General features: G+C 74.9%; 23 protein-coding genes. 12 read left to right on the top strand and 11 right to left on the bottom strand.

The window, feature by feature from the left end:
- Nucleotides 1-555, bottom strand: a complete 555-nt coding sequence (locus QWJ13_RS16550; RefSeq protein WP_316525304.1) for a gluconokinase — start codon at nt 553-555, stop codon at nt 1-3.
- A gap of 203 nt (nt 556-758) precedes the next feature.
- On the opposite strand from QWJ13_RS16550, the gene QWJ13_RS16545 reads away from it, so the two are divergent.
- Both QWJ13_RS16545 and QWJ13_RS16540 read left to right on the top strand, forming a co-directional pair.
- Nucleotides 759-1,454, top strand: a complete 696-nt coding sequence (locus tag QWJ13_RS16545; protein WP_316525303.1) for a FadR/GntR family transcriptional regulator — start codon at nt 759-761, stop codon at nt 1,452-1,454.
- Between the two features lie 175 nt (nt 1,455-1,629).
- Nucleotides 1,630-2,127: a hypothetical protein gene (locus QWJ13_RS16540; RefSeq protein ID WP_316525301.1), complete on the top strand. Its 498-nt coding sequence runs from the start codon at nt 1,630-1,632 to the stop codon at nt 2,125-2,127.
- A 24-nt stretch (nt 2,128-2,151) separates the two neighbouring features.
- Here the strand turns inward: QWJ13_RS16540 and QWJ13_RS16535 are convergent, their stop codons facing one another.
- The 4 genes from QWJ13_RS16535 to QWJ13_RS16520 all read right to left on the bottom strand — a co-directional run bounded on the left by QWJ13_RS16535 (nt 2,152) and on the right by QWJ13_RS16520 (nt 10,073).
- A complete protein-coding gene (locus QWJ13_RS16535; protein ID WP_316525300.1) occupies nt 2,152-2,922 on the bottom strand; it encodes a metallophosphoesterase in 771 nt (256 codons plus the stop codon).
- A 41-nt stretch (nt 2,923-2,963) separates the two neighbouring features.
- Complete coding sequence (locus QWJ13_RS16530) at nt 2,964-7,526, bottom strand: hypothetical protein (protein ID WP_316525299.1); 4,563 nt, start codon at nt 7,524-7,526, stop codon at nt 2,964-2,966.
- Between the two features lie 42 nt (nt 7,527-7,568).
- Complete coding sequence (locus QWJ13_RS16525; RefSeq protein WP_316525298.1) at nt 7,569-8,444, bottom strand: hypothetical protein; 876 nt, start codon at nt 8,442-8,444, stop codon at nt 7,569-7,571.
- A 90-nt stretch (nt 8,445-8,534) separates the two neighbouring features.
- On the bottom strand, nt 8,535-10,073 hold the full coding sequence (locus QWJ13_RS16520; protein WP_432277535.1) for a hypothetical protein: 1,539 nt from the start codon (nt 10,071-10,073) through the stop codon (nt 8,535-8,537).
- A 185-nt stretch (nt 10,074-10,258) separates the two neighbouring features.
- On the opposite strand from QWJ13_RS16520, the gene QWJ13_RS16515 reads away from it, so the two are divergent.
- From QWJ13_RS16515 to QWJ13_RS16495, 5 genes are all read left to right on the top strand, one after another.
- Nucleotides 10,259-11,302, top strand: coding sequence for an IPT/TIG domain-containing protein (locus QWJ13_RS16515; protein ID WP_316525297.1), 1,044 nt, complete (start codon nt 10,259-10,261; stop codon nt 11,300-11,302).
- A 207-nt stretch (nt 11,303-11,509) separates the two neighbouring features.
- On the top strand, nt 11,510-12,034 hold the full coding sequence (locus QWJ13_RS16510) for a hypothetical protein (RefSeq protein WP_316525296.1): 525 nt from the start codon (nt 11,510-11,512) through the stop codon (nt 12,032-12,034).
- 162 nt (nt 12,035-12,196) lie between these two features.
- Nucleotides 12,197-12,973, top strand: a complete 777-nt coding sequence (locus tag QWJ13_RS16505) for a LamB/YcsF family protein (RefSeq protein ID WP_316525294.1) — start codon at nt 12,197-12,199, stop codon at nt 12,971-12,973.
- Complete coding sequence (gene pxpB / locus QWJ13_RS16500; RefSeq protein WP_316525293.1) at nt 12,970-13,596, top strand: 5-oxoprolinase subunit PxpB; 627 nt, start codon at nt 12,970-12,972, stop codon at nt 13,594-13,596. The genes QWJ13_RS16505 and pxpB overlap by 4 nt, the downstream gene beginning before the upstream one ends.
- A gap of 11 nt (nt 13,597-13,607) precedes the next feature.
- Nucleotides 13,608-14,471 carry a 5-oxoprolinase subunit C family protein gene (locus QWJ13_RS16495; RefSeq protein WP_316525292.1) on the top strand — a complete coding sequence of 288 codons (864 nt, stop codon included), beginning with the start codon at nt 13,608-13,610 and terminating at the stop codon, nt 14,469-14,471.
- 76 nt (nt 14,472-14,547) lie between these two features.
- Here the strand turns inward: QWJ13_RS16495 and QWJ13_RS16490 are convergent, their stop codons facing one another.
- On the bottom strand, nt 14,548-15,318 hold the full coding sequence (locus QWJ13_RS16490; RefSeq protein ID WP_316525291.1) for an alpha/beta fold hydrolase: 771 nt from the start codon (nt 15,316-15,318) through the stop codon (nt 14,548-14,550).
- Between the two features lie 117 nt (nt 15,319-15,435).
- Between QWJ13_RS16490 and QWJ13_RS16485 the strand changes: the two genes are divergently transcribed.
- From QWJ13_RS16485 to QWJ13_RS16475, 3 genes are all read left to right on the top strand, one after another.
- Nucleotides 15,436-15,969: a PadR family transcriptional regulator gene (locus QWJ13_RS16485; protein WP_316525290.1), complete on the top strand. Its 534-nt coding sequence runs from the start codon at nt 15,436-15,438 to the stop codon at nt 15,967-15,969.
- A gap of 70 nt (nt 15,970-16,039) precedes the next feature.
- A complete protein-coding gene (locus QWJ13_RS16480) occupies nt 16,040-16,735 on the top strand; it encodes a class I SAM-dependent methyltransferase (RefSeq protein ID WP_316525288.1) in 696 nt (231 codons plus the stop codon).
- Nucleotides 16,736-16,967: 232 nt separating this feature from the next.
- Entirely contained in the window at nt 16,968-17,810 is an 843-nt protein-coding gene (locus QWJ13_RS16475; protein WP_432277552.1) for an undecaprenyl-diphosphate phosphatase, read from the top strand.
- An 87-nt stretch (nt 17,811-17,897) separates the two neighbouring features.
- On the opposite strand, the gene QWJ13_RS16470 is transcribed toward QWJ13_RS16475, so the two are convergent.
- Nucleotides 17,898-19,409 carry a HEAT repeat domain-containing protein gene (locus tag QWJ13_RS16470; RefSeq protein ID WP_316525286.1) on the bottom strand — a complete coding sequence of 504 codons (1,512 nt, stop codon included), beginning with the start codon at nt 19,407-19,409 and terminating at the stop codon, nt 17,898-17,900.
- A 289-nt stretch (nt 19,410-19,698) separates the two neighbouring features.
- Between QWJ13_RS16470 and QWJ13_RS16465 the strand changes: the two genes are divergently transcribed.
- Nucleotides 19,699-20,235, top strand: a complete 537-nt coding sequence (locus QWJ13_RS16465; RefSeq protein WP_316525285.1) for a PAS domain-containing protein — start codon at nt 19,699-19,701, stop codon at nt 20,233-20,235.
- 42 nt (nt 20,236-20,277) lie between these two features.
- Here QWJ13_RS16465 and QWJ13_RS16460 read toward each other — a convergent pair whose 3' ends face one another.
- Nucleotides 20,278-21,759: a DNA-binding protein NsdB gene (locus QWJ13_RS16460; RefSeq protein WP_316525284.1), complete on the bottom strand. Its 1,482-nt coding sequence runs from the start codon at nt 21,757-21,759 to the stop codon at nt 20,278-20,280.
- Between the two features lie 492 nt (nt 21,760-22,251).
- Here QWJ13_RS16460 and QWJ13_RS16455 point away from each other — a divergent pair, with 492 nt between their 5' ends.
- A complete protein-coding gene (locus QWJ13_RS16455; RefSeq protein ID WP_316525283.1) occupies nt 22,252-23,517 on the top strand; it encodes an aminoglycoside phosphotransferase family protein in 1,266 nt (421 codons plus the stop codon).
- 13 nt (nt 23,518-23,530) lie between these two features.
- Here QWJ13_RS16455 and QWJ13_RS16450 read toward each other — a convergent pair whose 3' ends face one another.
- From QWJ13_RS16450 to QWJ13_RS16445, 3 genes are all read right to left on the bottom strand, one after another.
- Nucleotides 23,531-24,874 (bottom strand): acyl-CoA dehydrogenase family protein, encoded by a 1,344-nt coding sequence (locus QWJ13_RS16450; RefSeq protein ID WP_316525282.1) that lies wholly within the window; start codon nt 24,872-24,874, stop codon nt 23,531-23,533.
- A gap of 166 nt (nt 24,875-25,040) precedes the next feature.
- Nucleotides 25,041-25,124, bottom strand: a complete 84-nt coding sequence (locus QWJ13_RS34365; RefSeq protein WP_350526312.1) for a putative leader peptide — start codon at nt 25,122-25,124, stop codon at nt 25,041-25,043.
- A 77-nt stretch (nt 25,125-25,201) separates the two neighbouring features.
- Nucleotides 25,202-25,696 (bottom strand): hypothetical protein, encoded by a 495-nt coding sequence (locus QWJ13_RS16445; RefSeq protein ID WP_097235129.1) that lies wholly within the window; start codon nt 25,694-25,696, stop codon nt 25,202-25,204.
- Nucleotides 25,697-25,810: the final 114 nt, after the last annotated feature.

Below are 25,810 nucleotides of genomic sequence, written 5' to 3'. Positions count from 1 at the left end.
TCACGCGAGGTCTCCATTGACGGGCCGCAGCAGCGCCGCGGCCATCTCGACGAGTTCTTCGGGGGACGGGCCCACGTCCAGGACGGCACCGCGCTCGTCCGCCGCCAGGGGTTCCAGGGCGGCGTACTGCGAGTCGAGCAGCGAGGTCGGCATGAAGTGGCCGGTGCGGTGGCTGAGCCGGTCCTCGACCAGCTCGTGACCACCGCTGAGGTGCAGGAAGAAGGCGCCCGGGCAGGCCGCGCGCAGGGTGTCGCGATAGCGGTGCTTCAACGCCGAGCAGGTGACCACGCCGCCGGTACCGGTCTCGGTCCGCTCCTTGAGCCAGGCGCCGATGGCGCGCAGCCAGGGGGCCCGGTCCTGGTCGTCCAGCGGGGTCCCCGCGGACATCTTGGCGATGTTGGCCGCGGGATGGAAGTCGTCCGCCTCGGCGAAGGGGAGGTCGAGGCGGTCTGCCAGCAGGCGGGCCAGGGTGGTCTTGCCGACGCCCGAGACGCCCATCACCACGATGGTGAGAGGGGTCTGCGGGAGGTCGTGGTTCTCGACGTTGAGAGCCATGGGGTGGTGCTCCTTCGTTGCCTGGCCGCCACTATCGCCTCAAAGATATGACGTATTCAAGTGATGGAAACCAAATCGTCATACTTTTGCGGTGTGGTCTGGGTCGCAGGGCGGAGTGACGGCTCGCGTCACGGCGCGTGGGGAGGCGTGACGGCGCGCGGGGCGGCGGAGGCTCGCACCCGGCGGACGTCTAGGCTGGGCGGATGGAGATCCAGGGGCTGCCCGGGCGGCTGCTTGACGAACTCGGGCCGTCGATCGCGTCGGGGGAGCTCCCCGAGGGGGCGGTGCTGCGCACCGAGGAGCTGGAGGAGCGGTTCGGGGTCTCCCGGACGGTCGTCCGGGAGGCGGTGCGGGTCCTGGAGGGGATGCGCATGGTGGCGTCCCGGCGGCGGGTCGGGATCACCGTGCAGCCGAAGTCGCTCTGGGACGTCTTCGACCCGATGGTGATCCGCTGGCGCCTGGCCGGCTCGGACCGCTCCGCCCAGCTGCGCTCGCTCGGCTCGCTGCGGATGGCCGTCGAACCGGCCGCGGCCGCGCTCGCCGCCACCCACGCGAGCGACGACGACCGGCGTGAACTCAGCTCACTGGCCGTGGATCTGACGGTCACCGCACGGGCCGCCGACCTGACCACCTTCCTCAAGCACGACATCGCCTTCCACTCGCTGGTGCTGCGCGCCTCGGGCAACGAGATGTTCGCCCACCTCGGGGACACCGTCGCGGCGGTGCTCACCGGCCGGACCGAGTACCATCTGATGCCTCATCAGCCGGAGCCGTACGCGATCCGGCTGCACCGCGAGGTCGCGGAGGCGATCTGCGCCGAGGACGCCGCCCACGCCGAGCAGGCGATGCGGACGATCGTCACCGGCGCGCTGGAGGAGCTCAACCTCCAGCTGGGCTGAGCCCGGTCGCCGTCGGCCGCTCCGGGTTTCCCGGATGACACGATTTGGCGGCAGTTCGGCGCTTTCGGACGCATAGTCCCGGTTCGACGGGGCAGAGTGTGGCGAGGGGCGCTTTTGGTGTGCGCCCGTTCCGTATCCTTCACCGAACACGCGCCACGCGCCTGGGGGTCGCTCGATGTCCGTGCCACGCCGCCGCCGTCGCCGCCTGCCCGACGAGGTGCGCGCCGCCGCAGTCCGGGCGGTCCTGTGCCTGTCCTTCACCCTGGTGGGCGTCGTGGTGGCGACCCTGGCCTCGTACGCGGGCAGTTGGCTGCTGACGCCCGCGCTGCTGGCGATGGGGCTCGGGGTGTTCGGCACCATGTGGTGCCTGCTGGAGATCCTGATCTCCCGCCAGATCGCCGCCCAGCGGACGCGGGCGCCGGGCTCGGCGCACCCGATGGCGGGCAGCCGGGCGCCGTCCGGGCCGCCGGCCGCGCGGCCGCTGCCCCGGCCCGCGTCCTCCTCGGTGTACCGGCAGCCGTACGAGTCGCCGCAGCCCCAGCCGTACCCGTACCCGTACCCGTACCCGTACCCGTACCAGCAGCCGCAACCGCCGTACGGGCCGGGGCAGCAGACGCACCCCCAGCCGTACCAGCCGCCGTACCAGGCCCGAGTGCGGACCAACCATCCGTAACGCGGAGCCCGTTGGCGCGCACCGTCAGCCCTGGAGCGGCAGCGCCCGGTAGTGGGTGGTGAGCCGGCCGTCCCCGTCCAGGACGTGGAAGGCCGGCATCGGCGGGTGGTCGAAGGAGATGCCGCGCCCGCCCTCGCAGGGCAGCGTGATGGTGGAGACCACGCCGGGCGCGACCAGCAGCGGCAGGCCGGCGAAGGTGGTCGCCGCGGGGGTGTGCGAGTGACCGCAGAGCAGGGCGGCCACCCGGGGGTGCCGGCGCAGCACCCGCGCCAGGCCTACCTCGCCGAACTGGCGGAGCCCGTCGACGTAGGGGATGTGCTCCACCGGCGGGTGGTGGAAGGCCACCAGGGCGGGCAACTCGTCGCGGCCCTCGGCCAGTTGCGCGTCCAGCCAGTCCAGCGTCGGCTCGTCCAGCCGGCCGTCGTCCCGCCCGGGCACGGAGGAGTCGAGCATCAGCACGTCGGCGCCGGGCAGTCGGTGCAGCCGGTTGACCGCCTCCTCCCCCGATGCCTCGCCGAGCAGCACCTCCCGGTAGGGCGAGCGGCGGTCGTGGTTGCCGGGGCAGGTGAGCACCGGGTACCGGGAGACCAGTACCTCCACGACCTCCCGGTACTCCTCCGGCAGGCCGTGGTCGGCGAGGTCCCCGGTGACCAGCACCGCGTCCAGCGGGCCGGGCAGGGCGTCGAGGTACGCCATCACCTGCTCGGCCCGCCGCCGGGCGCGCTTGCCGCCGTCCCCGCCGCGGACCTGGCCGGTGGGGGCACCTCCCGGCCGAAGGCTGGGGGAGGATGTCACTGAGGTGCGCGATCGTCAACATGGCGGCCACGCTAGTGACTTCACGCCTGGGCCGGAACCTCCGCGGGGCGCTTGAACATCCGGGTGGCGGTGATCTCGCCGTGGATGGTCGGGCCGTCCGGGTCCGGCGCGGCGGGCAGGCCGGGGCGCAGGTGCTCCTCGACCGAGATGTACTTGAGGCCGGCCCGCAGGTCGGCGTCGTTGCGCAGCCTGATCACCAGCGGGAACTCGGCGAGCGCGGTGGTGTCGAACAGGCCGGTGGTGTAGATCAGTTGGACGCCGAGCGCGTCGGCCACGGCCCGCTGGAGCTCCAGCAGGTAGGTGGCGTTGGCGCGGCCGATCGGGTTGTCCAGGAACAGCGTGCCGGCGTGCCGCAGCTGGGACTGGCCGCGGTCGTTGGCGCGCAGCGCGGCCATCGTGCAGTACAGCGCGATGGCGGCGGTGAGCAGCTGGCCGCCGGAGAAGACGTCGGACATCTGGCCGACGCTGACCCGCTCGGCGCGCAGCACCGCGTCCGGCTTGAGGATCTCGACGCTGACGCCCTTGGGGCCGATCGCGGCGGCGACCCCGCGCAGCAGCAGGGACATGCCGTCGCGGCGCAGGTCGCTGTTCTTCTTGACGGCGGCGCGGGTGGCCTCGTCGATGACCTCGCCCAGGCGCTCGACCAGGGTGGCGTGGTCCGGGTCCTCGAAGCGGATCCGGAGGAACTCCTGGCCGGACCACTCCCCCAGGCCCTCGGGCAGCCGGGACAGCCGCTGGGCGGCGCGCAGGGTGGTCAGCGAGGACTCGACCAGGCCGCGCAGCCGGTCCACGATCGAGCCGCGGTTCTTCTCCAGCTGGGTGAGCTCGTCGGTGAGCACCCGCAGCCGGGGGGCGAAGGCGGCGGCCCAGGCGGCGGCGTGCTCGGGCAGCGCGGAGGCGGGCAGTTCGCGGATCTGCTGGCGGGCGGGGGTGCGGACGGCCTCGTAGCGGGCGGCGTTGGCGTGCCGGACCAGGGCGTCGGCGGCGTCGCGGACGGCGAGTTCGGCGGAGGACAGTTCGCCGGCGGCGGTGCGCAGGGAGCGGCGGGCCTCGGTGGCGCCGGTGCGGGCCTCGGCCAGCGAGCCCAGGTACGGCTCGACCGGGTCCTCCTGGTCCTCCTGGTGGTCGCGCAGGCCGTCACGGAGCTGGCCGGCCAGCTCGTCGAAGTCGGCGGCGGCCGCCTGGGCGCCGTCGAAGGTGCGCTGGAGGTCGGCGTGGGCGGTGCGGGCCGCGTCCAGGGCCTCGCGGCGTTCGGCGAGACGGCTGGTGGCGGTGCGCAGCAGGGTCTGGGCGTGCTCCGGGTCGGTGGGGACGAGGTCCTCGGGCAGGTCGGTGTGCGCCTCGCCCTCGGCGGGGGCGGAGCGCTCGGCGTCGCCGCGCAGGCGGCCGAGCTGCTCGCTGGCGGCGGCGGAGCGGGCCTCGATGGTGGCGACCAGCTCCTCGGCGCGGGCGGCGGCGGCCTGGCGGGCCGGGCCGTCGGCGCCGTCGGGGCTGCCGAGGAGTTCCTCGGCGCGGGTGCGCACCTTGTTGGTGAGGCGGTCGAGTTCGGCCGCGGCGCCGGCCTCGTCGCCCTCGGCGCGGGCCTGCTCGGCGCGCAGGTCGGCGCCGACGCCGACCTTCTCGTACAGCTGGGAGGCGGCGCGGTAGGCCTCGCGCAGTGCGGGCAGCGCGGCGGGGGCGGTCTCGGTGGGCTCGTCGGACTGCTCGGCGGCGGGGATCTCGGCGCGTTCGGCTCGCAGCGCGCGGGCCGTGCGGCGGGCGTCGTCGGCGGCGCGCTGGGCGGCGCGGCGGTCCTCGTCGCAGGTGCGGGCGCGGTCGGCGCACAGCGCCTGGCGGCGGTCGCACTCGGCGGCGTCCTCGGTGAGTTCGCGCTGGCGGCGGGCCCAGTTGCCGCGCTCGCGCAGCCGGAAGGCGAGGCCGGAGAGGGCGTCGGCGCGGCGGCGGGCGCGCTGGGCGGCCTCGCGGTGCTCCTCGTGGGCGGAGGCGGCGACGGCGTGGTCGGTCTCGGCCTCGTCGTGGTCGGCGCGCAGGGTGGCCAGGGCGGCGGCGGCCGCTTCGGCGTGCTCGCGGGCGGCCTCGGCGGCGGCGGCGAGTTCGGCGAGGGTGCCGGGCGGGCAGCTGGCGTGCCAGGAGGCGAGGCGGGCGGCCAGGGCGCGGTCGGCGCCGAGGCGGCCGGCGAGTTCGCGGATGTGCTCCTCGCGGGCGCTCGCCCGGGCGCGCAGGTCGCGGCGCTCGCCGTCGGCGGCGGACTCGTCGTGCATGGCCGGGTTCGGCGGGACGAGAAAGAAGGCGGGCTCGTCGGTGATCGGGGCGATCAGCGAGGCGGCGGCGCCGACGGCCACGGTGGAGCGCGGCAGCAGGGCGGCGGCTTGCAGGGCCTCGCGGGCGCGCTCCAGCGCGGACGGGTCGGTGACGACGACGCCGTCGACCAGTTCCGGGCGGGCGGCGAGGATCGCGTCGTGGTCGGCCGGGTCGACGGACTGGGCGAGGTAGCGCCAGCCGGGCAGCGCCGGGATGCCGTGCTCGGCGAGGTACTCGACGGTCGCGAGCACGTCCGGGCCGGGCGGCAGCAGGCCGCCGTCGCCGAGTGCGGCGAGGATGCGGGAGTCGTCGGCGGCGGCCGTACGGAGGTCGAACAGGGTGCGCTCGGCGGTGGCGATGGACTCGTCGAGCAGTTCGCGCAGGTACTCGGCGTTGCGGTCGAGCACGGTCGGGGTGAGGAAGCCGGCGTCCTCCTCGGCGCCCTCCTGGTACGGAGTCAGGGAGAGCAGGTCGGCGAGGCGCTGCTCGGTGGCGAGCAGGGCGGCGGTGCGCTGCTCGGCGGCGAGCGCCCGGGCGGCGTCCTTGCGGGCGTCGCCGGCGCGCTCGGCGGCGAGTTCGGCGCGCGAGGTGGCGGCGGCGGCCTCGCGCAGCCGGGTGGCGGCGGACTCGGCGGCGGTACGGGCCTGGGCGAGCGCCGCGGCGGCGGCCTTCTCGACGTCGGCGGCGTGCAGGGCGGCGCGGGCCGGGTCCACGTCGCCGTCGGCGTCGATGAAGCCGGCCGCGACGGCGGCCTCGGTCTCCTGCTCGACCTCGGCGAGGCGCTGGCGCAGGTGCTCGACCTCGCTGCGGGCCTTCTGGGCGGCGGTGGCGGCCTCGGTGGCGCCGCTCTGCGCCTTGGCGCCGTCCTCCTGGAGCTCGCTCGCGCGCTGCTCCTCGGTGTCGGCGCGGGACTCGGCGGCCGTGGCGGCCGCCTCCAGGGCGCGGGCCAGGGCGGTGGCGGCGCGGGCGCGGGCGGCGAGCGCGGGGGCCGCGTCCAGCTCGGCCTCGCGGATGGCGGCGGCGACCCGGGCGACCCGGTCGGCGGCGGCGCGCTGGCGCAGTACCGCCTCGGCGGCCTGCCAGGCGGAGTGCAGGGTGCGGGCGTCGATGAGTTCGCGGCGCAGCGCGGCGGCCTCGGCGGTGGCCGCGGTGAGGCTCAACGTGGCGTGCCGGTGGGTGAGTTCGTCGGTGATCAGGCTGTGCCGGGTGCGGTCGGCCTCGGCCGCGGTGACGGCGCTCGCGGCGGCGGCCACCTCGATGGCGAGGTCCTGGGCGCGGTCGCGTTCGGCGGCGGCGCGGGAGGCGAGGGCGTGGGCGAGGCGGCGGGTGCGGCGCTCGGCGGTGCGGTGGGCCTCGCGGACGGTCTCGCGGGCGGTGGTGGCCTCGGCGATGCGCTCCAGCAGGTCCAACGAGCCGGCGGTGAAGTCGCGTTCGGCGGTGAGTTCGGAGCGGCGGCCGAGCTTGGCGGCGAAGCCGTGCACGAGGTCGGCGAGGCCGTCGGTGTCCCGGGTGTCGGTGACGGCGCGCAGCAGGAGGTCGGTGAAGTCGCTGTCGTGCTTGACCGCGAAGAGGCCGGCCGCCTCTCCCTCGTCGGCGTTCATCTCGCGCTGGTAGCGGAAGAGTTCGGGGTCGAGGCCGAGTTCGCCGAGGTGTTCGGTCCAGCGGTCGTGGCCGTCCTCGAAGACCAGGTCGAGGTGCGGGTGGCCCTTGCCGGCCTCGGTGAGGGCGTCGCGGAAGCCCTTCATGGTGCGGCGGCGGCCGCGGGCCTTCTGGTCGCCGGCCAGGCTGATCCGCTCGGCGACCGGCAGCGAGTCGAGCGTCAGGCCGGGGCCGGGGCGGAAGGAGTACCAGGTCTCGGCGAACTTGCGCGGGTCGGAGGAGACCTGGCGGCCGCGCCACTCGCTGACCTTGCCGACCACGATCAGCTCGCCGGTGACGGTGTGCTGCCACTCCAGGGCGACGTGGCCGCAGTCGTCGGCGAGCAGGAACTTGCGCAGCACGCCGGAGCTGGCGCCGCCGAGGGTGTTGCGATGGCCGGGGAGCATGACCGAGAAGATCAGCTTGAGCAGGACGGACTTGCCGCCGCCGTTCTCCAGGAAGAGCACGCCGGCCGGGGCGGGGCGGCGGACCGGGCCTTCGGTGTCCTCGCCGAACAGGCCGATCTGCTGCGGGGCCGGGTCGGCGACGGGGTCGCCGACGCCGCGCAGGTCGAGCACCGTGTCGGCGTAGCGGGCGCCGGCCGGTCCGATCGAGTAGAGGCGGACCCGGTTGAGCTCGTACATGTGCGGCGGTTCTCCGTGCTGTCTACGTGAGTCGGACGGGGGTCAGAGCGAGTGGAACGGCAGGCCGGCGTCGGCGACCAGCTCGTCGCCGGTGTCCGGCGGCAGCAGGCTGGCGGTGCCGTCGGAGACCGGGACGATGCCGAGGTCGAGCAGTTCGGCCATGGCCGCGCTGCCGGCCAGGTCGCGGACCTGGAGCTGGTAGCGGGCGGTGGTGCGGTAGGTGCCGCCGGAGTCGTCGGAGACCTTCTGGAGGAAGCCGGAGTCGACCAGGAACAGCACGGCCTTGGCGACGATGCCGATGGTGGAGCCGGAGAGCCGGCGGGCGTCCTTGGTGGCGCCGGTGGCGGTGCGCCGGGCCCACACCCGCCAGGCCGCCTCCAGGCCGGGGGCGTCGGAGGCCGGGTCGGTGTTGGCGCCCTCGGCGTCGGCCTGCTCCTCCAGGCGGCGGCAGGCCTGGCGGACGAAGGAGTCGACGCCGTTGACGGTGATCCGGCCGAGGTAGCCGTCGTCGGCGAGGTCCTCGGGGCGGGGGAAGGCCATCGCGGCGACGGCCAGGTGGGCGAGGCCGTGCAGGAAGCGGTCGGTGGACTCGGAGGCGGCGCGGCGCGAGTAGTCGCCCATCCGGACGGCGAACAGCGAGTCCTCGGCGGCGGCGACGGCCATGCCGGCCCGGGGGGAGACCTCCAGGACGACCAGGCCCATGCCGGTGGCGATGGCGTCGGCGAGCCGGGCGAACGGCGGGTCCTCGCGGTGGCGGCGCACCAGCTCGGCGTACTCGACGTCGCGGGCGGGCAGCAGCTTGGCCTGGAGGCCGAAGGAGACCAGTCGGGCGGCGTCCGCGACGTCGGCCGGGGTGATCGGCGCGGGGGCCGCCGGTTCGGTCTCGGCCGCCCAGGACGTGTCGTGGTGGGTCGTCACGGGCGGTGCTCCTCGGGGGTGGCGCGGTGGTTACGGTTCGTCAAGGTCGGTCCCGGCAAAGTCTGTTCCCGGCGGGTCTGGTCCGGCCGGTCAGCCGGCGTCCTTGCGGTCGGCTGCCATGCCGACCGCGTCGAGCAGGGCGCTGCCCACGATCAGGTCGGCGCCGCCGAACTCCCGGTCGCGCAGCGGGGTGCCGTCGTCCACGGCGAACAGCAGCCGCTCCTCGCCCTGGCGGTAGGCGGTGCCGACCGGCGGGCTGGCGGCGTGCACGGCGAGCAGGGCGACCAGGTACGGCAGGTCCGGGTCCTGCTTGCGGGCGTCGGCGAGCAGGCCGGAGAGCCGGCGCGGGGCGTCCGGCGGCAGGTCGAGCAGGAGCATCGCGGACTCCAGCTGGGCTTCGGAGAACCGGCTGTCGTCCGGGGTGGCGACCAGGTCCGGGTCGGGCAGCTCGGCGCCGAGGTGTTCGCGTTCGACCGGCGGGGTGAGCAGCAGGTCGACCAGGTCGGCGACCCGAACGGAGACCGGGGTGCGCAGCCCGGCGCCGCGGGCGAAGAACGCGCCGGTGGGGCGGACGGCCTGCTCTATCGGCAGCCGCAGCACGGGGGCGAGCAGCTGGCCGTAGAGGTCGATGCCGCTGCGGGCGCCGGGGGTGGCGAAGGCCTGCCGGTCCTGTTCGGCCCGGAACAGCGGGCCGGCCTCCAGCAGACGGGTCTGGAGCTGGGTGTGGCGGCGGATGCAGTCCTTGACGATGTCGACCAGCTCGGCGGCGCGGCGCTTGTGCTCCGGCTCCTCGGCCTCGTCGCGGGCCTTGCGGATGTTGGTGAGAATCGCGTTCTCGTGCCGGTAGCGGTCGGCGATGTGGTCCAGCGCCTCCTCGATGAGGTCGGGGATGGCGCGCATCCAGTCGACCGCTCGGACGTTGCGGCGGGTGGCGTCCAGGGCGCGGCGCAGCGTCTCGGCGTACTGGACGGTGCGGTAGCGGGCCTGCTCGGCGGCGAGCTGGGCGTCGGCCAGGCGGCCGCGGCGGATCAGCACCTCCAGCTTGACCTCGGCGGCGATCTGGGCCGAGGTGACGTCGGTGTCGAGCGCGCCGACCAGGACGTTGACCGCCTCGTCGGTGGTGCGCAGGTAGACGCCGCCGTCGGGGCCCGGGACCTCCTCGATCAGCTTGAAGTCGTAGTCGCGGCGGATGTACTCGCCGTCGGCGCCGAAGGTGCCGTAGACGGCGCGGAAGCCGCGGTCCACGCTGCCGACGTTGATCATCGACTCCAGCACCCAGCGGGCGACCCGCTCGTGCTCGGCGGCGGGGCGGCCGACGGCCTGGGCGGCGACCCGGGGCAGCAGCCGGGCGAGGACTATCTCGCGGTCGGCCCCGGTGTCGAAGTCCATGTGCAGGGTGACCAGGTCGATCGCGGCGAGGCCGACCTCGGCCATCGCGTAGCCGCCGTACTCGCCGGCCAGGTTGACCTTGCGGTTGTCCAGGTCATGCAGCGGGGCGGTGCAGGCCAGTGCCTTGAGCCGGCGGGCCAGGCCCTCGTCGGCGGCGGGGCCGGGCGCGGGACGCACGGCGGCCGGGCCGGCGGGTGGACGGAGGCCGGGCTCGGTGGGCGGGTCTGCGATGGCGGTCACGGGGGACAAGATTAGAGGTTCGCACCGACATCGACCGAAACGGACCTTGCGGCCGGGCACAGCGGCAGGTGGGCGGTGGTGTGCGCGGCTGATTCAGAGCGTGGTTTCGACGGGATTCCGCCATTCCCGAACCCGTATTCGAGAAAGCCGTGAGGACGGCGCGTTGATTCGGTGATGATCGACCTATGATCACTCGACCGGCCAAAGCGGGCCTCGCCGCCGCGCTGTCCGTGACCACCCTCGCCACCGGGGCCGTCCTGGCCACCGGCGCGACCGCCACCGCCGCCACCCCGTCGCCCTCCGCCCAGCACGTGACCGTGTCCCAGGGCGGGAACTACCCCGGCGGCTTCTTCACCACCGGCAACATGTCGGTGGACTGGACCACGTCCGGCACCGCGGACCTGACCGGGCCGACGCACATCACCCTCGACCTGCCGCCGGGCGTCACCACCGACGGCGTGATGTTCTTCCCCACGCCACAGGACTACGTCTTCACCTCGACCCTCTCCCCCGACCACCGCCATGTGGAGGTCGTGTTCACCGCCACCCGGGCACCCGGGTCGTACAACTTCATGAAGCTCAACCTGGCCACCACCCCCGGGGTGCCGATCGTCGGCGCGATCACCGCGACGGTCTCCAACCCGAACGACACCGACCCGACCGGGCACGTCTCCGGCTACGACCTCGGCAGCAAGAGCTACCTGCCGGCGACCGTCCAGGCCGCACCGGCCGTCACCGGCCTCGACACCACCACCGGCCCGGCCGCGGGCGGCACCGCGGTGACCGTCAGCGGCAGCGACCTGGCCAACGGCATGGTGCTGGTCGGCGGCCTCCCGGCGCCCGGCCGCTGCACCGACACCTCGTGCACGGTGACCACGCCCACGGGCTCGGGCAACGCCCCGGTCAGTGTGGCGACGCCCGGCGGCACGGCCGCGGCGCCCGCCACCTTCGACTACACCGGCACCCCGCCGACCCCGGCCGCCCCGGCGGTCAGCACCCTCGACACCACCTCCGGCCCGGTCACCGGCGGCACCCGGGTGACGGTGAGCGGCAGCAACCTGACGTACGGCACGGTGGCCTTCGGCGGGGTGCCGGCCACCCACGTCTCCTGCGGTGCGACCTTCTGCACGGCCACGGCCCCGGCGGGCGCCCAGCCCGGCCCGGTGGACCTCACGGTCACCACGGCGGGCGGGACCAGCGCGCCGGTGACGTACACCTACACGGCGTAACGGCCGGCTGCGATCGGTGCCCGGGTTCCTGGGGAGCCCGGGCACCGGTGCGTTCCGCGCCGAATGCCCCGGGACGGGAGCAGGGGGAGGGGCAGGAGCAGGAGCATGGAGTTGAACGCGTTCAAAAGATCGGTCTGGAGTCGGTTCCGCACAGGCGGGACAAGGCTCCGCCTGCCCTTCGACGTGCTCGGCATGGAGGTGTGCGAGATGGACGGCGACCCCGCGGTCATCCTTCGCAAGGTCCGACGGTGGCTCTGGTTCTTCCTGGTCTGCCTGGTGCTCAGCGGCCTGACCGCCTTCCCGCTGGAGGCGGAGACCCGCTGGCTGCTCGACATCGCCTCCGGCCCCGCCGCCCCGCTGAGCGACCGCTTCCCCGCGGCGACGGCCTGGCTCGAACGGGTCCACACCGGCCTCGTCGAGACCAACGAGCGCTACCCCTTCCTGGCCTACGGCACCGACTGGCCGGCCTTCGCCCACCTGGTGATCGCCGCCGCCTTCTGGGGCCCGCTCAAGGACCCGGTCCGCAACATCTGGGTGATCCGCTGGGCCGCACTCGCCTGCGGGGCCGTCATCCCGCTGGCGCTGATCTGCGGACCGGTGCGCGGGATTCCGGTGCCATGGCGATTCATCGACATGTCGTTCGGAGTCTTCGGCGTGATCCCGCTGCTGATCGTGCTGCGGACGCTGCGCCCGTTGGAGCGCGCCTTCCGGGAAGCGGCGCCCGCGCCCTGAAGCGAGCCGTCCCGTGGCCGCGCACCACCCCTAGCGGCGCCGCCCCGGGGCGTGCACGCCCGAGCACACGCCGCGGCGCCCGCGGGGCTCCGGGTCTCGGGCAACGGCCTTCATCCGCAGGCCCTACCATCTGGCTCAACAGCTGCTGGGAGGCGGACGGGCGTGGCCGATGCGGTGATCGATCTCAATGCGGACCTCGGCGAGGGGTTCGGGCGCTGGACGCTGACCGACGACGAGGCGCTGCTGTCCGTGGTGACCAGTGCCAACGTCGCCTGCGGGTTCCACGCCGGAGACCCGTCGACGATGCGCCGGGTCTGCGCCCTGGCGGCCGAGCGCGGCGTACGGATCGGCGCCCAGGTCTCCTACCGGGACCTGGCCGGCTTCGGCCGCCGCTCGATGGACGTGCCCCCGGAGGAACTCGCCGACGAGATCGCGTACCAGATCGGCGCCCTCCAGGTGTTCGCCCGCGCGGCCGGCTCCAAGGTCTCCTACGTCAAGCCGCACGGCGCCCTCTACAACCGGGTGGTCGGCGACTCCGAGCAGGCCGAGGCCGTGGTGGCCGGGGTGCTGCGGGCGGGCGCGGTCTGCGACGGGCCGCTGCCCGTGCTCGGCCTGCCCGGCTCGCTGCTGCTGGAGGTGGCGGAGGGCGTCGGGCTGCCGGTGGTCGCCGAGGCCTTCGCCGACCGCGCGTACACCCGCAACGCCACCCTCGTCCCGCGTCGCGAGCCGGACGCGGTGGTGCACGACCCGGAGTCAGTGATCACCCGCGCCGTCGGCATCGCCCGGGACCGCGCGGTGGAGGCCGTCGGCGGCGAGCGGATCGCCGTCGAGGCCCGCTCGCTGTGCGTCCACGGCGACACCCCCGGCGCCGCCCAGCTCGCCTGGCGGATCCGCGGCGCCCTGGCCTCCGCCGGGGTCCGGGTGGAGGCCTTCACGTGACGGCCGGGGCGGTGCGGCGGGTCGGCGAGCGGGCGCTGCTGGTCGAACTGCCCGGGACGGCCGAGGTGGCGGCGCTGTACGGCTGGCTGAGCGAGCGCCGGGAGGCGGGGGCGCTGGGCGCGGTGGAGGAACTGGTGCCGGCCGCGCGCACCCTGCTACTGGACGGCGTCGCGGACGTCGACACGGTGGCGGCGCTGCTGCGCACCGCCCGTCCGGCGGCGGCCGGGGCGGCGCACGGGCCGCTGGTGGAGGTCCCGACCGTGTACGACGGCGCCGACCTGGCCGAGGTCGCCGCGCTCTGGGAGGTCTCCGAGGAGGCCGCCGTCCGGATCCACACCGAGCCCGAGTACGTCGTCGCCTTCTGCGGCTTCGCCCCCGGCTTCGGCTACCTCACCGGCCTTCCGGCGCGGTACGAGGTGCCGCGCCGGGCCACCCCGCGCAGCTCCGTACCGGCCGGCTCGGTCGCCCTGGCCGGCCCGTACACCGGCGTCTACCCGCATCCCTCCCCCGGCGGCTGGCAGTTGATCGGCCGCACGGCGCTCACCCTCTGGGACACCGACCGTGAGCCCCCGGCCCTGCTCGCACCGGGCACCCGGGTCCGCTTCACGGCGGAACGGGCCTGAGGGGGCCGGAGTTGAACGAGCTGCTGGTGGTCCGACCGGGTCCGCTGACCACCGTCCAGGACCTCGGGCGGCGCGGGGTCGCACACCTCGGGGTGCCCCGGGCCGGGGCGCTGGACGAGCCGGCCCTGCGCGCGGCCAACCGGCTGGTGGGCAACGAGCCAGGGGCCGCCGGGCTGGAGACCACGCTCGGCGGGGTCGCGCTGCGGGCCGTCGGGGCTGCGCTGGTCGCCGTCACCGGAGCGCCCTCGCCCGTACGGGTGGACGGGCGGGCGGCCGCCTGGGGCGCGCCGGTCCTGGTGCCGGACGGGGCGGTGGTCGAGGTGGGGGCCGCGACGGCCGGGGTGCGCGGCTATCTGGCGGTGGCCGGCGGGATCGCCGTCCCGCCGGTGCTCGGCAGCCGCTCCGCCGACCTGCTCGCCGGGCTCGGGCCGGCCCCGCTGGCCGCCGGGGACCGGCTGCCGGTCGGCCCGCCGCCCCCGCACCGGGCCCGCCCCGAGCTGGTGCCGCTGCCCGCTCCCCCGGCCGAGTTGGTGCTGCGGCTGCGGCTGGGGCCGCGCGCGGACTGGTTCACCGCGGCGGCGGTGGCCCGGCTCGGCCGTGACCGGTACCTGGTCTCCCCGACCGGCAACCGGGTCGGGCTGCGCACCGAGGGCCCGCCGGTCGAGCGCGCCCGGGAGGGCGAACTGCCCAGCGAGGGCATGGTGGTGGGCGCGGTGCAGATCCCGCCGGACGGGCAGCCGGTGGTGTTCCTGGCCGACCATCCGACCACCGGCGGCTACCCGGTGATCGGCGTCGTGCCGGCCGCCGACCTCCCGGCCGCCGCGCAGGCCCGGCCGGGCACGCCGGTGCGGTTCGTGCCGCTGCGGGAGCACTGAGCGCTCCGCGGGCTCAGGGTCGACTCACCCGCCAGGGTGGGCAGTCGGGATGCCCGGACGCGGCCGGCGCGCTCACTCACCCCAGCCCGAGCGCCTCGGCCGCGGCGACCGCGAAACCGTCCGGGTTGTCGAGCATGATGTTGTGCCCGCAGTCCGGCACCGCGACCACCCGTACGCCCGCCGCCCGCAGGGCGTCGGCGCCCACCGGTTCGCCGTCCGCCGCCGGGTGGAGGAAGGTGCGCGGGAGGTCGAGGCCGAGCAGCAGCTCGCGCATGGTCGGGACGGTCGCCCGGGCCAGGTGGCGGGCGCTGCGATGGAGCGCCTCCGGGCCGGCCAGCCGCATGGTGGACCACCAGAACGGGCCGACGCGCTCGGCGACTTCGTCCCGGCCGCCGGCCAGGAACTCCGCCTCGGCGTAGGCCGCGATGCCGCTGCTGCCGGGGCGGCGAGGGTCGGGGTCGATCCGGTCCAGGTTGGCGTCCACCAGGAGCAGCCGCTCGACCAGTCGCGGGTGCCGCCGTGCGAGGACGATCGCGACCGCGCCACCCATGCTGTGGCCGACCACCTCGACCCGGTCCGGTCCGGCGGCCGCGACCGCCGCCGCGACCGCGTCCGCGTGTTCCTCCAGGGTGTAGCCGAAGCCCGTCGGCCGGTCGCTGAGGCCGAAGCCGAGCAGGTCCAGCAGCAGCGAGCGCCGCCCGGCGAGCAGGGGGTGGGCGGCGGCGCCCGCGAAGTAGGCCGGCGAGCTGGCACCGAGCCCGTGCAGATAGAGCCGGGCCGGTTCGGAACCCGGCAGTTCGGCCCAGCGGATCCGGTCGCCGTTCGGGGTGACGGGGGCCTCGCGCATGCTCACTCGCTCCTGTTCCAGGGGGTCCGGTGGACGGCAAGGACCATACCTCGGTATCGAGGTATCGCGAAAGCGAGATACCGCCATGTCGAGGGAAGGATCTGAGAGAGTGGTCCCATGCTGAAGCTCGCCATCCTCGGGTTCCTGTACGACCGGCCGCTGCACGGCTACGAACTGCGCCGCCACCTCGCCGCCCTCACCGGCCACGTGCGCCCGATCAGCGACGGCACGCTCTACCCCGCGATCAAGCGCCTGGAGGCGGACGGCCTGCTGGTCCGGGAAACCGAGCCGGGCAGCGCCGCCGCGCCCCGGCACACCCTCCACCTCACCGAGGCCGGACGCGCCGCCCTGCTCGACCGGCTGCGCGAGCCCGAGCCGCTCGACGTCAGCGACGAGAACCGCTGGTTCACCCTGCTCGCCTTCCTGCGGCACCTCGCCGACCCCGCCGCCCAGGCCGCCGTGCTCCGCCGCCGGCTGGCCTTCCTCGCCGAACCGGCCAGTTTCTTCTACGAGGGCGACCGCCCGGTGGACGCCGAGGAGTTCGCCGACCCGTTCCGGCGCGGCCTGCTGCTGGTCGCCCGCGCCACCACCGAGGCCGAACTCGACTGGCTGCACGCGACCTTGTCCGACCTGGAGGACGGCCCGCGCTGAACCGCGCCCGGCCCCGCGGCGCTTGGAGGCCCTCTTCCCCCGCCCACCCGTCCGTGTTCGGATGAATGGCATGGCGACTGAGCGACGCGAGGGTTATGACGGAACGGGCGAGGGCGCGATCACCCCGGACGGCTGCGCCGTCGAGGTGTGGAGCCGGCTCCCGGTGGGCGACGCCCCGGACGTGATCGAGGCCGCGGTGCCACCCAACGCACGCATCCTCGAACTGGGCTGCGGCGTCGGCCGGATGACGCACCCGCTGACCGATCGCGGCTTCACCGTGACGGCCGTGGACGAGTCCGCCGAGATGCTGGCCCGGGTGCGCGCCGACGTCCGCACGGTGCGCAGCCCGATCGAGAAGCTGGACCTCGGCGAGCGCTTCGACGTCGTCATGCTCGCCTCCTTCCTGGTGCACGCCGGTGATGTGACGGTCCGCCAGGGGCTGCTGGAGACCTGCCGCCGGCACGTCAGCGAGGACGGCTGCGTGCTGGTCCAGCGCGAGGGCGAGAACTGGCACCGCGACGTCCCTCGGGAGACCGCGATCGGCCCGGACGCGCGTGCCCGGCTGGTCTCCGCCACACCGGTCGGTGACGGCGTCAACTCCGTCCACTTCGAGTACGAGTTCCCGGACGGCACCTGGAGCCAGACCTTCCTGTCCCGCCCGCTCAGCACCGAGGCGTTCGAGCGGGCGCTCACCGAGGCCGACCTGGTGGTCGAGCGCTACCTGACCGCGGACCGCACCTGGGTCCGGGCGCGGCCGGTGCTCTGACGCCGGCCTCGGGGCGGCTCCGGACCGGGCGGGAGCCTGTGCGCAAAGGTCGAACAAAGAGGGAACAAAGAACTGTCACTTTCACCCCGTACCATCAGCCGCGCGCCGGGCCCGTGCGCGGCCCGTGGGCCGGGCGGGCCGCGGCGGTTCCGCATGCCCTTCCGACCCGCAAGGACCCGCCCATGCCGCCCCTGCCCCACACCCGACGGATATCCCCGGCGGGTGCCCGGTGATCGACTGGTTCCACGGGGCCGTCCTCGGCCTGATCCAGGGACTCACCGAGTTCCTGCCGATCTCCTCCAGCGCCCACCTGCGGGTCTTCTCCGCCCTGCTGGGCTGGGACGACCCGGGTGCGGCCTTCACGGCCGTCACCCAGCTCGGCACCGAGACGGCGGTGCTGATCTACTTCCGCCGGGACATCGCCAAGATCATCAAGACCTGGGCGCTGTCCCTGTTCCGACCGGCCCTGCGCTCGGACCCGGACGCGCGGATGGGCTGGTTCGTGATCATCGGCACCCTGCCGATCGGCATCCTGGGCAAGCTGTTCCAGGACACCATCGAGAACCACCTGCGCGACCTGCGGATCATCGGCACCACGCTGATCGTCTTCGGCCTTGTCCTGGCCTTCGCCGACCGCACCCGGGCCGTCCGCCGCGCCCGTCCGATCTCCGACCTCACGCTGCCGCACGCGGGCATCTACGGCTTCGCCCAGGCGCTGGCGCTGATCCCGGGCGTGTCCCGCTCCGGCGGCACGATCAGCGCGGGCCTGCTGCTCGGCTACAGCCGGGAGGCGGCGGCCCGCTACTCGTTCCTGCTCGCCATCCCGGCGGTGCTCGCCTCGGGGGCGCTGGAGCTGTTCAAGATCGGCGAGGGCCCGGCACCGGCCTGGGGCCCGACCATCCTGGCCACCGTGATCGCCTTCGTGGTCGGCTACGCGGCGATCGCCTGGTTCCTGAAGTACATCTCGAACAACAGCTTCATGCCGTTCGTGGTCTACCGGGTGCTGCTCGGCATCCTGATCATCGGACTGGTCGTCGGCGGCGTCCTGGCCCCGGACGCGGGCGCGGTGAAGTAGAACCAGGTTTCGGATTCAAGGATCCACGGGAAGCAAGTGGGCCGGGACACCGTAGTCGGCGTCCCGGCCCACTGAACGTTGTGGACCCTAGCGCCCGACATCCCGGGCGGCGGTCAATCGGCCGCGCACGGCGGCGTGGACCTCGGCCTCCTCGGCCGGGTCGGCGGCGAGCCTGCGCAACCGCTCCAGCACACGCGCGTCGCCCGTGGTGGCGACATGGCGCGCGGCGAGCTCACGCGTGGACTCCTCGCAGTCCCAGAGGCACTCGACGGCGGGCCCCTCGGGAAAGTGCACATCGGTCGCGGCGAGCGCCCGGGCGGCGCGGCCGCGCAGTTCGGAGGAGGCGGCCTCCCCGTAGATGTGGCGCAGGACCGGTACGGCGTCGGCGGCGGCCAGCCGCCCCGCGCCGTCCACCAGCGACCCGAGCCCGGTACCGCTGACCCCGCGCACCGAGACCCAGCGGCGCAGCCCGGCCACCACCAGCGGCCCGTCGGCGGGCTCCCCGGCGTCGGCGAGCAGCTGGACGGCGGCCTCGCCGAGCGCGCTGTCGGCGCCGCCGGTGGCCGGGTCGGCCCAGCGGCGGGCGTGCGCCAGCACCTCGGGGCCGCGCATCCGGCCGAGCAGCTCCAGGGCCGATCGGACCATCCGGTCGTCCACGTCCGCGGCGGCGGCCTCGATCAGCTCGATGGCGGCCGGGTCCCGTTGGTCGACCAGATAGCGCAGGGCGGCCCGGCGGGCGCCCGGCAGGCCGTCGCGCGCCGCCTCCAGCAGCAGCGGGCGGTCCTCCGGCCGGACCACGGCGGTCAGACAGCGGGCGGCCGCGGCGGCGCGGCGGTCCACCGCGTCGGGGCCGGTGGGCGACTCCGGGCCGCGCGCGGGCTCCGGGTAGGCGTCGGGCCGGCCGAGGAAGGCGCCGACGCCGAGGCCGCCGAGCTCGCCCTGGTCGGCCCAGGCCAGCACGTCGCCGGTGGACCAGCCGGGGGTGACGCCACTGCGGTTGATCTGGCGTTGCCACAGGTCGAAGGGGGATTGCTCGCTGGCCGCGGCCACTCTGGGGTGGTAGGCGGCCCAGAGCCGCCAGGGCCGGGGCTCGTACGCGTTGCGGATGAACTCGCGCAGCTCGGCGTCACCCTCGGGGCCCGGCGGGAAGTGGTCGAGCACGGCGGTGCCGAGCAGCAGCAGGCCGCGGTCGTCGTCGCGCAGGGCGAGCTCGTCGAGGGCCCAGGACCAGTTGGCGCCGGTGGCGGCGTACTCGCGCAGCATCAGCAGCGCGTCGCGCCGGCCGTACGCGGCGAGGTGGCCCAGGACGGAAAGGGCGAGGCCGGTGCGGCACTCGTCGTCGGTGACCAGGTCCTCGGCGGAGTGGAGGTGGTCCTCGATGCCGTCGAGGGGGGCTTCCAGCTCCATGTAGATGCGCGCGTAGTACAGGGAGCGGCTCTCGACCTGCCAGTCGGCCCGCGGGTCCCTGGTGACGCACTCCTCCAGCGCGGCGATGGCCTCGGCACGGTCGGCGGCCAGCGCATGGAGCTGCCCGTCACCCCGGCCCCGCTGAAGGAGGCCTAGGAGGCTGGCACTGGGTGCTATCACTGGCTCGAACATGAGGTCAGCATCCGTTGCGGCGGTCGTAGTGGCAACGGGATTTCCGTCGCCGGGGTCTCTGATGGGTACTGCGGTGGGCGCCCGGGCGCCGGAATCACCGAAGGTTACCGCCTCGGGACCCGGTCCGCACACAGGGCGACGAGGGGTCCGGCCACAGTGGCATATGCCAGAGGAACTTTGCCGGCGTTCTGTCCAAATCGCCCCCAGGGGTGACGACGCTGTGCGACAGTCTTCTCACTGTCCGAACGACCCGCACACCCGCGGGCCGCACCCGAGCGATGGGCCCGCCATGAACATGCCGTTAGGCGCCACCCGCCCACCGGAAGCCGCCGTCACGGACGGCGCCCGGGCAGGCGGGAGCGGCGCCCCCGGCAGCGGCGGCGGTACGGGCGGCGAGGCCGACGCCGACAGCGGAACGGACGGCAGAGTGGACGGCACCACCCAGGAGCCGTACGGCCGCTACCTCGACGCGGGCGGCGACCGCCGCGGGACCGACGACGACCCGACCGGCGCGGCCGAGTGGGACCTGCTGACCGATGCCGCCCACTGGAGCCCGGAGGCCTACCTCCTCCTCGGGTGCGACCCGGAACACGGCCCGCTCAGCCTCGACCGGCTGCCCGACCGCCTCCCCGAGGCGGACCGGCCGCTGCTGCGACGGATGATGACCGACGCCCTGGTGCACGGCCGCTCCGCCGCCGGCACCCTGCGCGTCCACCGGCCCGACGGCCGGTACCAGGGCGTGGAGTGCGCGGGCGAACCCGTCCTCGGCACGGACGGCACCGTCACCGCCCTGCGCATGCGGTTCCGCGCGACGCCCTCGGCCTGAGCACCCGAACCGCCCCACCCACCCGACGACGCCCGGCCCCCGTCAGACCAGCCGCGGCCGGTTCTTGGCGTCCGCCGCCCGCAGCGCCCGGCCCAGCTCCTCCCGCAGTTCGTCCACCACCGCCAGCCCCCGGTACTGCGCGGTCAGCCGGTACATCTCCCGCAGCCGGTCCCAGGTCCGGTGCGAGGAGTTCTGGCCGATCAGGCCCATCACCTGCTGGGCCTGGGCCTGTGCCGCGTCCGGCTCACCGGTGATCAGGTGCACCGAGGCCAGGGTGATCCGGTCGAACAGCGCCGAGCGCAACTGCCCGGTGCCCTCCCGCAGGGTGATCACCCGTTCCGCGTGCCCGCGGGCCAGCGGGGCCGCCCGCGGGTCGTGCTCGGACAGCGTGCGCAGCACCAGGGCCTGCATGCCGCGCAGTTCGGCCTCGTCGAAGACCTGCATCCAGGACGGCGCCGGCTCCGACGCCTCCTCGGCGAACAGGTCCTCGGCCTCCCCGAGCAGCCGGTAGGTCTCCTCGGAGTGCCCGATCGAGGCGTGCGCCCAGGCCTCCACGGTGTTGAGCATGGCGCGCGTTCTGGGCATCAGCCGCCCGCCGGTCGCGTTGGCCGCCCCCATCAGGTCGAGCGCGTCGTCGGCCCGGCCCAGGTGCACCATCTGCCGCGCCGCCCGGGAGATCGCCTCACCGGCCCGCGGCCGGTCGCCAGCCTCCTTGGCCGCGTCGGCCGCGATCATGAAGTACTTCTGGGCGGTGGGCTCCAGGCCCACGTCGTGCGACATCCAGCCCGCCAGCACCGCCAGGTTCGCCGCGACCAGCCACAGCCGTTGCTCCACGGGCGGCGCGTGGCGGTGCGTCAACAGGCCGCCGACCTCGTTCAGTTGACCGACCACCGCCTTGCGCTGCAAACCGCCGCCGCGGGCCGCGTCCCAGGCCCGGAACACCTCCACCGAGTGCTCCAGCGACTCCACTTCGTCGGTCCCGACCGGGCCCGCGTCGTACACGTCCACCGCCGGGTGCACGCCGCTCCCGGCCACCACCTGTCGCGGCCCGGGAACCGAGGCCGCGTACGCGACCGCGTCCCCGCTCAGCCAGCCCTTCAGCGAGTCGGCGATGACCGCCCCGGCCGTGAGCGCGGCTCCGGCGCCCACCAATCCACGTCGGTTCAGCATGAGGTCCATTCCCGTGAACTCGGTGAGGACCGCGGCTGTTCGATCCGGCGACCATGGCACTGCCGCGGACGCGTCCGCTCCGGACCTGGTGGGCCGGTGTCGTTCCAGACCGAGGTCCTCAGTGGTGACGACACGGCCGAGCCGCTCCGTGAACACGGCAGCCAGCACCCTCGGCACCGGATCGCGCGGGATCTCCCCCTGCTCGATCCAACGCCGTACCCTCGACGTGTCGGTGGACAGCTGCTGCTGCCCCATCGCGGCACCCCGACGGTTGACCAGCCGTGCCAGCTCGCCCTTCGACCATCCGGTCAGGACGAACAGGTCGGCCAGTCGGGTGTTGGGTTCCCTGCTCAACGAAGCCCCCAGGTTCCTCGGCTGATCCGAGGCTAGAGGCTCCGGGAAGGACCGGGCGAGCATTCGCCACCGTTCGCCAGGGCCCGCCAGACTACTAAGCCAGTGCCCGAGGGGTGTGTTGTAGGGGTGCGTCACCTCGCCCCCCGGGTCGGGCGGCGTCCCACCAGCGTCGGGGCTGTCCCCCGACGGTGTCACGGGGCGCTCCCGGTCCTCACCCGAGGGGGTGGCGCGGCCGGGTGGCGCGGGAGCGCCGGGCACGGCCACGGCAGTCCGGCCGACCGCATTCCCCAGGGTGCGGACGGCCGGAGCACCGTCGAACAGGGGTTCCTGACCCCGCGTCCGTGCCCGGCGCCCGCGCGCCACCCCCCGCAGCAGGTGCCGTAGCGCACCACCCGCAGGGCCGCCGTCACGCCGGGAAGCACACGGCACCGGCCCTCCCCGCCCCCGCGGGGCAGCACCCGCCGATGGACCGGAAGGGACCACCCTCAGCCCATGTACTCCTCAGCGACGACCCCCACGCCCACCGCGACCCGCCCCGCGCTGCGCCCCCCCACCGCGGCCGCCGGCCGGCCCGGCCCCAAGCCGGTGCCCCCGGCGAGCCGTCCGGTGGCACCGCGCGGCGTCGAGGGCCGGGCCACGGACACCCGGGTCGTCCCGACCGGCCGCACCGCGCTCGGCCCCGCCGGCCGAACCGCGCTGGGCCCGAACGGCCGTACGGCGCTGGGGCTGCGCGCCCCCGAGACCGTCCTGCCGGGGGCCGGCCGGATGCCGCTGGCCCGGCAGGCCGACGGCCAGGTGCTGCGGGCCCGGCGGCCCGGACAGCCCGTCGGCGGCCCGGAGCGGATCGACCCCTCCGCGCTCCAGACCCCGGCGGTCCGGGCCGCGCTCGCCGGCGTCTCGCGGATATGTCCCGCGTTCACCCCGCGCCAGGTCCTGCGCGAGGGCAGCCGCCACATCCTGGTGGCGGGCACCATCGGGCGGGCTCCGGTGGTCGCCAAGTGCCTGGCGCCGCAGGCGGTGCGGAGTGACTACATCGAGCAGCTGGTGGCCGACTTCCATCACGAGGTGGCGGTCTACCGGGCCTTCGTCCGGCACCGTCCGCCGGTGCGGCTGCCCCGGCTGGTCGCGGCCGACCACGACCGCTGCGTGCTGGTCATGGAGCGCGTCCCGGGGCGCCCGGCCGCCCGCGAGCGCCACCCGGTCAACGCGCCCACCCCTGGCGAGGTGCGGGCGCTGCTCACCGCGGTCCGCACGCTGAACCTCTGGCGGCCGCCGACCGACGTCTTCCAGCCGCGCCTGGACTACCAGTTGGAGATCGCCCGCTACCACTCGGTGGGCCAGCTCACCGACCGGGACGCCGGAGACCTGCGCGGCCTGCTGCACGGCCTCGGCAGCACCCCGCTCCAGTTCTGCCACGGCGACGCCCTGCTCAGCAACATGCTGCTGGCGCCGTCCGGCCCGGTGCTGGTCGACTGGGAGCAGGCCGGCTGGCACCTGCCCGGCTACGACCTGGCGGTGCTCTGGAGCGTGCTGTCCGGGGACACCGCGGCGCGCCGTCAGATCAGCCAACTCGCCCAGAGCGGCGGCACCCTGGCCCGGGACGCGTTCCTGGTGAACCTGGTGCTGGTGCTGATGCGCGAGATCCGGCTGTACGACGTCCCGGGTGCCGGCGAGGAGCAGCGGATCATGATCCGCCGGCTCTACGACGACGCGGCGCTCGCCCGCCGGGCCGTCCGTGCCGCGGTCGGCACCCGCTGAGCCGCGGGGTTCGCTACGGCCGGGCACCCCGTTCCAGGGCGGCCCGGCCGGCGGCCTCCAGCACGGACTCCTCCGGGGCCAGGTGCACCCGGCTGCTGAGCACGTCCCGCAGGTAGCGCTCCAGCGGGTGGCGCCGGCTCAGGCCGGGGTTGCCGGTGAGGGCGACGGCCTGCTGCACCACCGCCGTCGCGGCCCGGGTGGCCAGCAGGTGGGCCGGACCGGTCCGGGCGACGGCCTCCGGCTCGCCCCGGTCCACCCGGGGAGCCAGGCCCCCGATCAGCTCCTCGGCGCCGATCAGCTGGGCCTCGATCTCACCGAGGGCCGTCCGGTAGCGGGGCAGGGTGCCGAGCGGCTCGGTCAGATTGGCCGGAGTGCGCTGGTTGAGGAAGCGGATCAGCCAGCCCTCGGCGGCCCGGGCGACGCCGATCGCCACGGCGGAGAGGGCCAGATCGTGCCAGGCCAGGGAGAGTTCGGCCGCCGGGTCGACGTCCTGACTCGTCAGCAGGTGACTTGCCGTCAGGCCGAGCGCGAGGTCGGACGGCACCCGGACCCGCTCCAGCACGACGTCATGGCTGGCGCTGGCCCGCAGTCCGAGCTGGTCCCAGGTCGGATCGATCTCCACGCCCTCGCTCTCGCCGCGGACCAGGAAGGTACCGACCCGGGGCTCCTCCTCGTCGGTCCGCGCGGTCACCGCCATCCAGGCGAGTGCCTCGGCTCCGGCGCAGTACGCCTTCCGGCCCGTCAGCAGCCAGCCGTCGCCGTCCCGCCGAGCAACCGTCCCGGGCTGCTCGCCCGCCCCGCAACCGGGCTCCGCCCGCAGGGTGTTGACCAGCGCCGGGCCTCGGCGCGATTCGGCGAGCAGCCGCCGGTAGCCGGCCGTCGGCCAGTCGGCGCGGCGGGCCTGCTCGGCGTGCCGGAGCAGGGTGAAGGCGGTGACCACGGCCACCGAGGCGTCCCCGCGGCCGAGTTGGGACAGCACCTGAACGGTGTCGGCGAGCGTTCCGCCCGGACCGCCGTACCGACCGGAGACGGTGAGGGTGAGCAGTCCGGCCTCGTGGACGGCCTCGATCCCCTGGTACGGGAAGGTCGCGTCGCGGTCGTGCTCCTCGGCGCGGGCGGCCAACAGGTCGACCACCCGGGGCAGTCCGGCCAGCGCGGCCTCGATCGCCGCCCGGTCGGACGCGGGAGCGGGGTCGGCGGGTACGGAAGCGGCGGATTCGGGATGGCCGGAACTCGTCGGCGGCGCGGTGGTCCGCGAACGGCGCGCGGTGGAAGCCTTCTCGGCGAAGCGTTCGTCGCGGTCGCCGTCCTCGGACGGACGGTCGACGGTCGAACGGTTGGCGGCACGGGTCGTCATGATGCGATGCCTCCGGGCGGCAGCGTGGGCTCGACGGATGCGGGCGGCACGCCGGACGGGCGCGCGAACCGAGTGGCGGCCCCGGAGGTCGGCTCACGGCCCGCCCCCTGGTGTCGGCGCCGACCGGATCCGGCCGACCGCCCGCCGCCGGGGGACGGAATCCCCCTCAGCGGCCCGGACACGCAGCGCTGGCGGTGCGCCGCAGGTCGAGATGCCTGCGACGGGTCAGCAGCGGAAGACGGCACGGCATGTCCGCGACTGTACGAACCGTTGATCGATACCGTCAAGCAGCGGCCGAACCGGGGGGCGCGGTCCGCCCGGCCGGAATCAGCCCTGCTGGAACATGTCCGCCGGGAGCGGCTTCAGCAGCTGATACAGGTCGTCCGAAATCGGTCGGTCCCAGGACGCGATGGTGACCAGCACGCCGTCGCTGCGGCCGAACTGGGCGCAGAACACGCGCTCCTCGCTGACCTTGACCTTCTTCACGATCAGCAGGTCGTCCCCGAGCATCACCGGGAAGTCCTCGGCCGAGACGAAGTCGACCGGCTCGTCGTTCTCCAGCGCCGCGAGCAGCTGCCGCACCTCGAAGGGCACGTCGTCGCCGGTCTCCCGGGCGGGCGAACCCTCGGGGAGGTTGCCGATGAACATCGCCGGGCCTCTGCCGCCGAACAGGTCGTAGCGCAGGAAAATCCCCTGGCAGGAGCCGTCCGGGCCGGTCATCATGGCCGCACCGAAGTCACCGGGCCAGTCGCCCGGGTCCATCGCGAGCACGTCGAAGTCCGGGCCGGCGGGCTGTCCGGAGCGACGGCGGAGAAAAGACATGGGACCATCGTACGTGTCCGGCACACCGCGCTCGCGAGGTGGGTGGGGCACCGCCGGGGGACGGTCGGGAGATCGACGCTCAGAGACCAATGTTGACTCTGAGCAACCGTCCGG

The sequence above is a fragment of the Kitasatospora brasiliensis genome (genome assembly GCF_032654805.1).
In the GTDB taxonomy this organism is placed as follows: domain Bacteria; phylum Actinomycetota; class Actinomycetes; order Streptomycetales; family Streptomycetaceae; genus Kitasatospora; species Kitasatospora brasiliensis.
This window is presented reverse-complemented; position numbering and strand designations above follow the sequence as displayed.

What these genes read in the sequence shown, in the direction of transcription:
- QWJ13_RS16490 (WP_316525291.1), bottom strand. Translation starts at nt 15,318, where the DNA reads ATGCGCGAGGCCCCCGTCACCCCGAACGGCGACCGGATCCGCTGGGCC.
- QWJ13_RS16540 (WP_316525301.1), top strand. Translation starts at nt 1,630, where the DNA reads ATGTCCGTGCCACGCCGCCGCCGTCGCCGCCTGCCCGACGAGGTGCGC.
- QWJ13_RS16445 (WP_097235129.1), bottom strand. Translation starts at nt 25,696, where the DNA reads ATGTCTTTTCTCCGCCGTCGCTCCGGACAGCCCGCCGGCCCGGACTTC.
- QWJ13_RS16480 (WP_316525288.1), top strand. Translation starts at nt 16,040, where the DNA reads ATGGCGACTGAGCGACGCGAGGGTTATGACGGAACGGGCGAGGGCGCG.
- QWJ13_RS16510 (WP_316525296.1), top strand. Translation starts at nt 11,510, where the DNA reads ATGGACGGCGACCCCGCGGTCATCCTTCGCAAGGTCCGACGGTGGCTC.
- QWJ13_RS34365 (WP_350526312.1), bottom strand. Translation starts at nt 25,124, where the DNA reads ATGCCGTGCCGTCTTCCGCTGCTGACCCGTCGCAGGCATCTCGACCTG.
- QWJ13_RS16450 (WP_316525282.1), bottom strand. Translation starts at nt 24,874, where the DNA reads ATGACGACCCGTGCCGCCAACCGTTCGACCGTCGACCGTCCGTCCGAG.
- QWJ13_RS16465 (WP_316525285.1), top strand. Translation starts at nt 19,699, where the DNA reads ATGAACATGCCGTTAGGCGCCACCCGCCCACCGGAAGCCGCCGTCACG.
- QWJ13_RS16550 (WP_316525304.1), bottom strand. Translation starts at nt 555, where the DNA reads ATGGCTCTCAACGTCGAGAACCACGACCTCCCGCAGACCCCTCTCACC.
- QWJ13_RS16530 (WP_316525299.1), bottom strand. Translation starts at nt 7,526, where the DNA reads ATGTACGAGCTCAACCGGGTCCGCCTCTACTCGATCGGACCGGCCGGC.
- QWJ13_RS16470 (WP_316525286.1), bottom strand. Translation starts at nt 19,409, where the DNA reads ATGTTCGAGCCAGTGATAGCACCCAGTGCCAGCCTCCTAGGCCTCCTT.
- QWJ13_RS16545 (WP_316525303.1), top strand. Translation starts at nt 759, where the DNA reads ATGGAGATCCAGGGGCTGCCCGGGCGGCTGCTTGACGAACTCGGGCCG.
- QWJ13_RS16485 (WP_316525290.1), top strand. Translation starts at nt 15,436, where the DNA reads ATGCTGAAGCTCGCCATCCTCGGGTTCCTGTACGACCGGCCGCTGCAC.
- QWJ13_RS16515 (WP_316525297.1), top strand. Translation starts at nt 10,259, where the DNA reads ATGATCACTCGACCGGCCAAAGCGGGCCTCGCCGCCGCGCTGTCCGTG.
- QWJ13_RS16455 (WP_316525283.1), top strand. Translation starts at nt 22,252, where the DNA reads ATGTACTCCTCAGCGACGACCCCCACGCCCACCGCGACCCGCCCCGCG.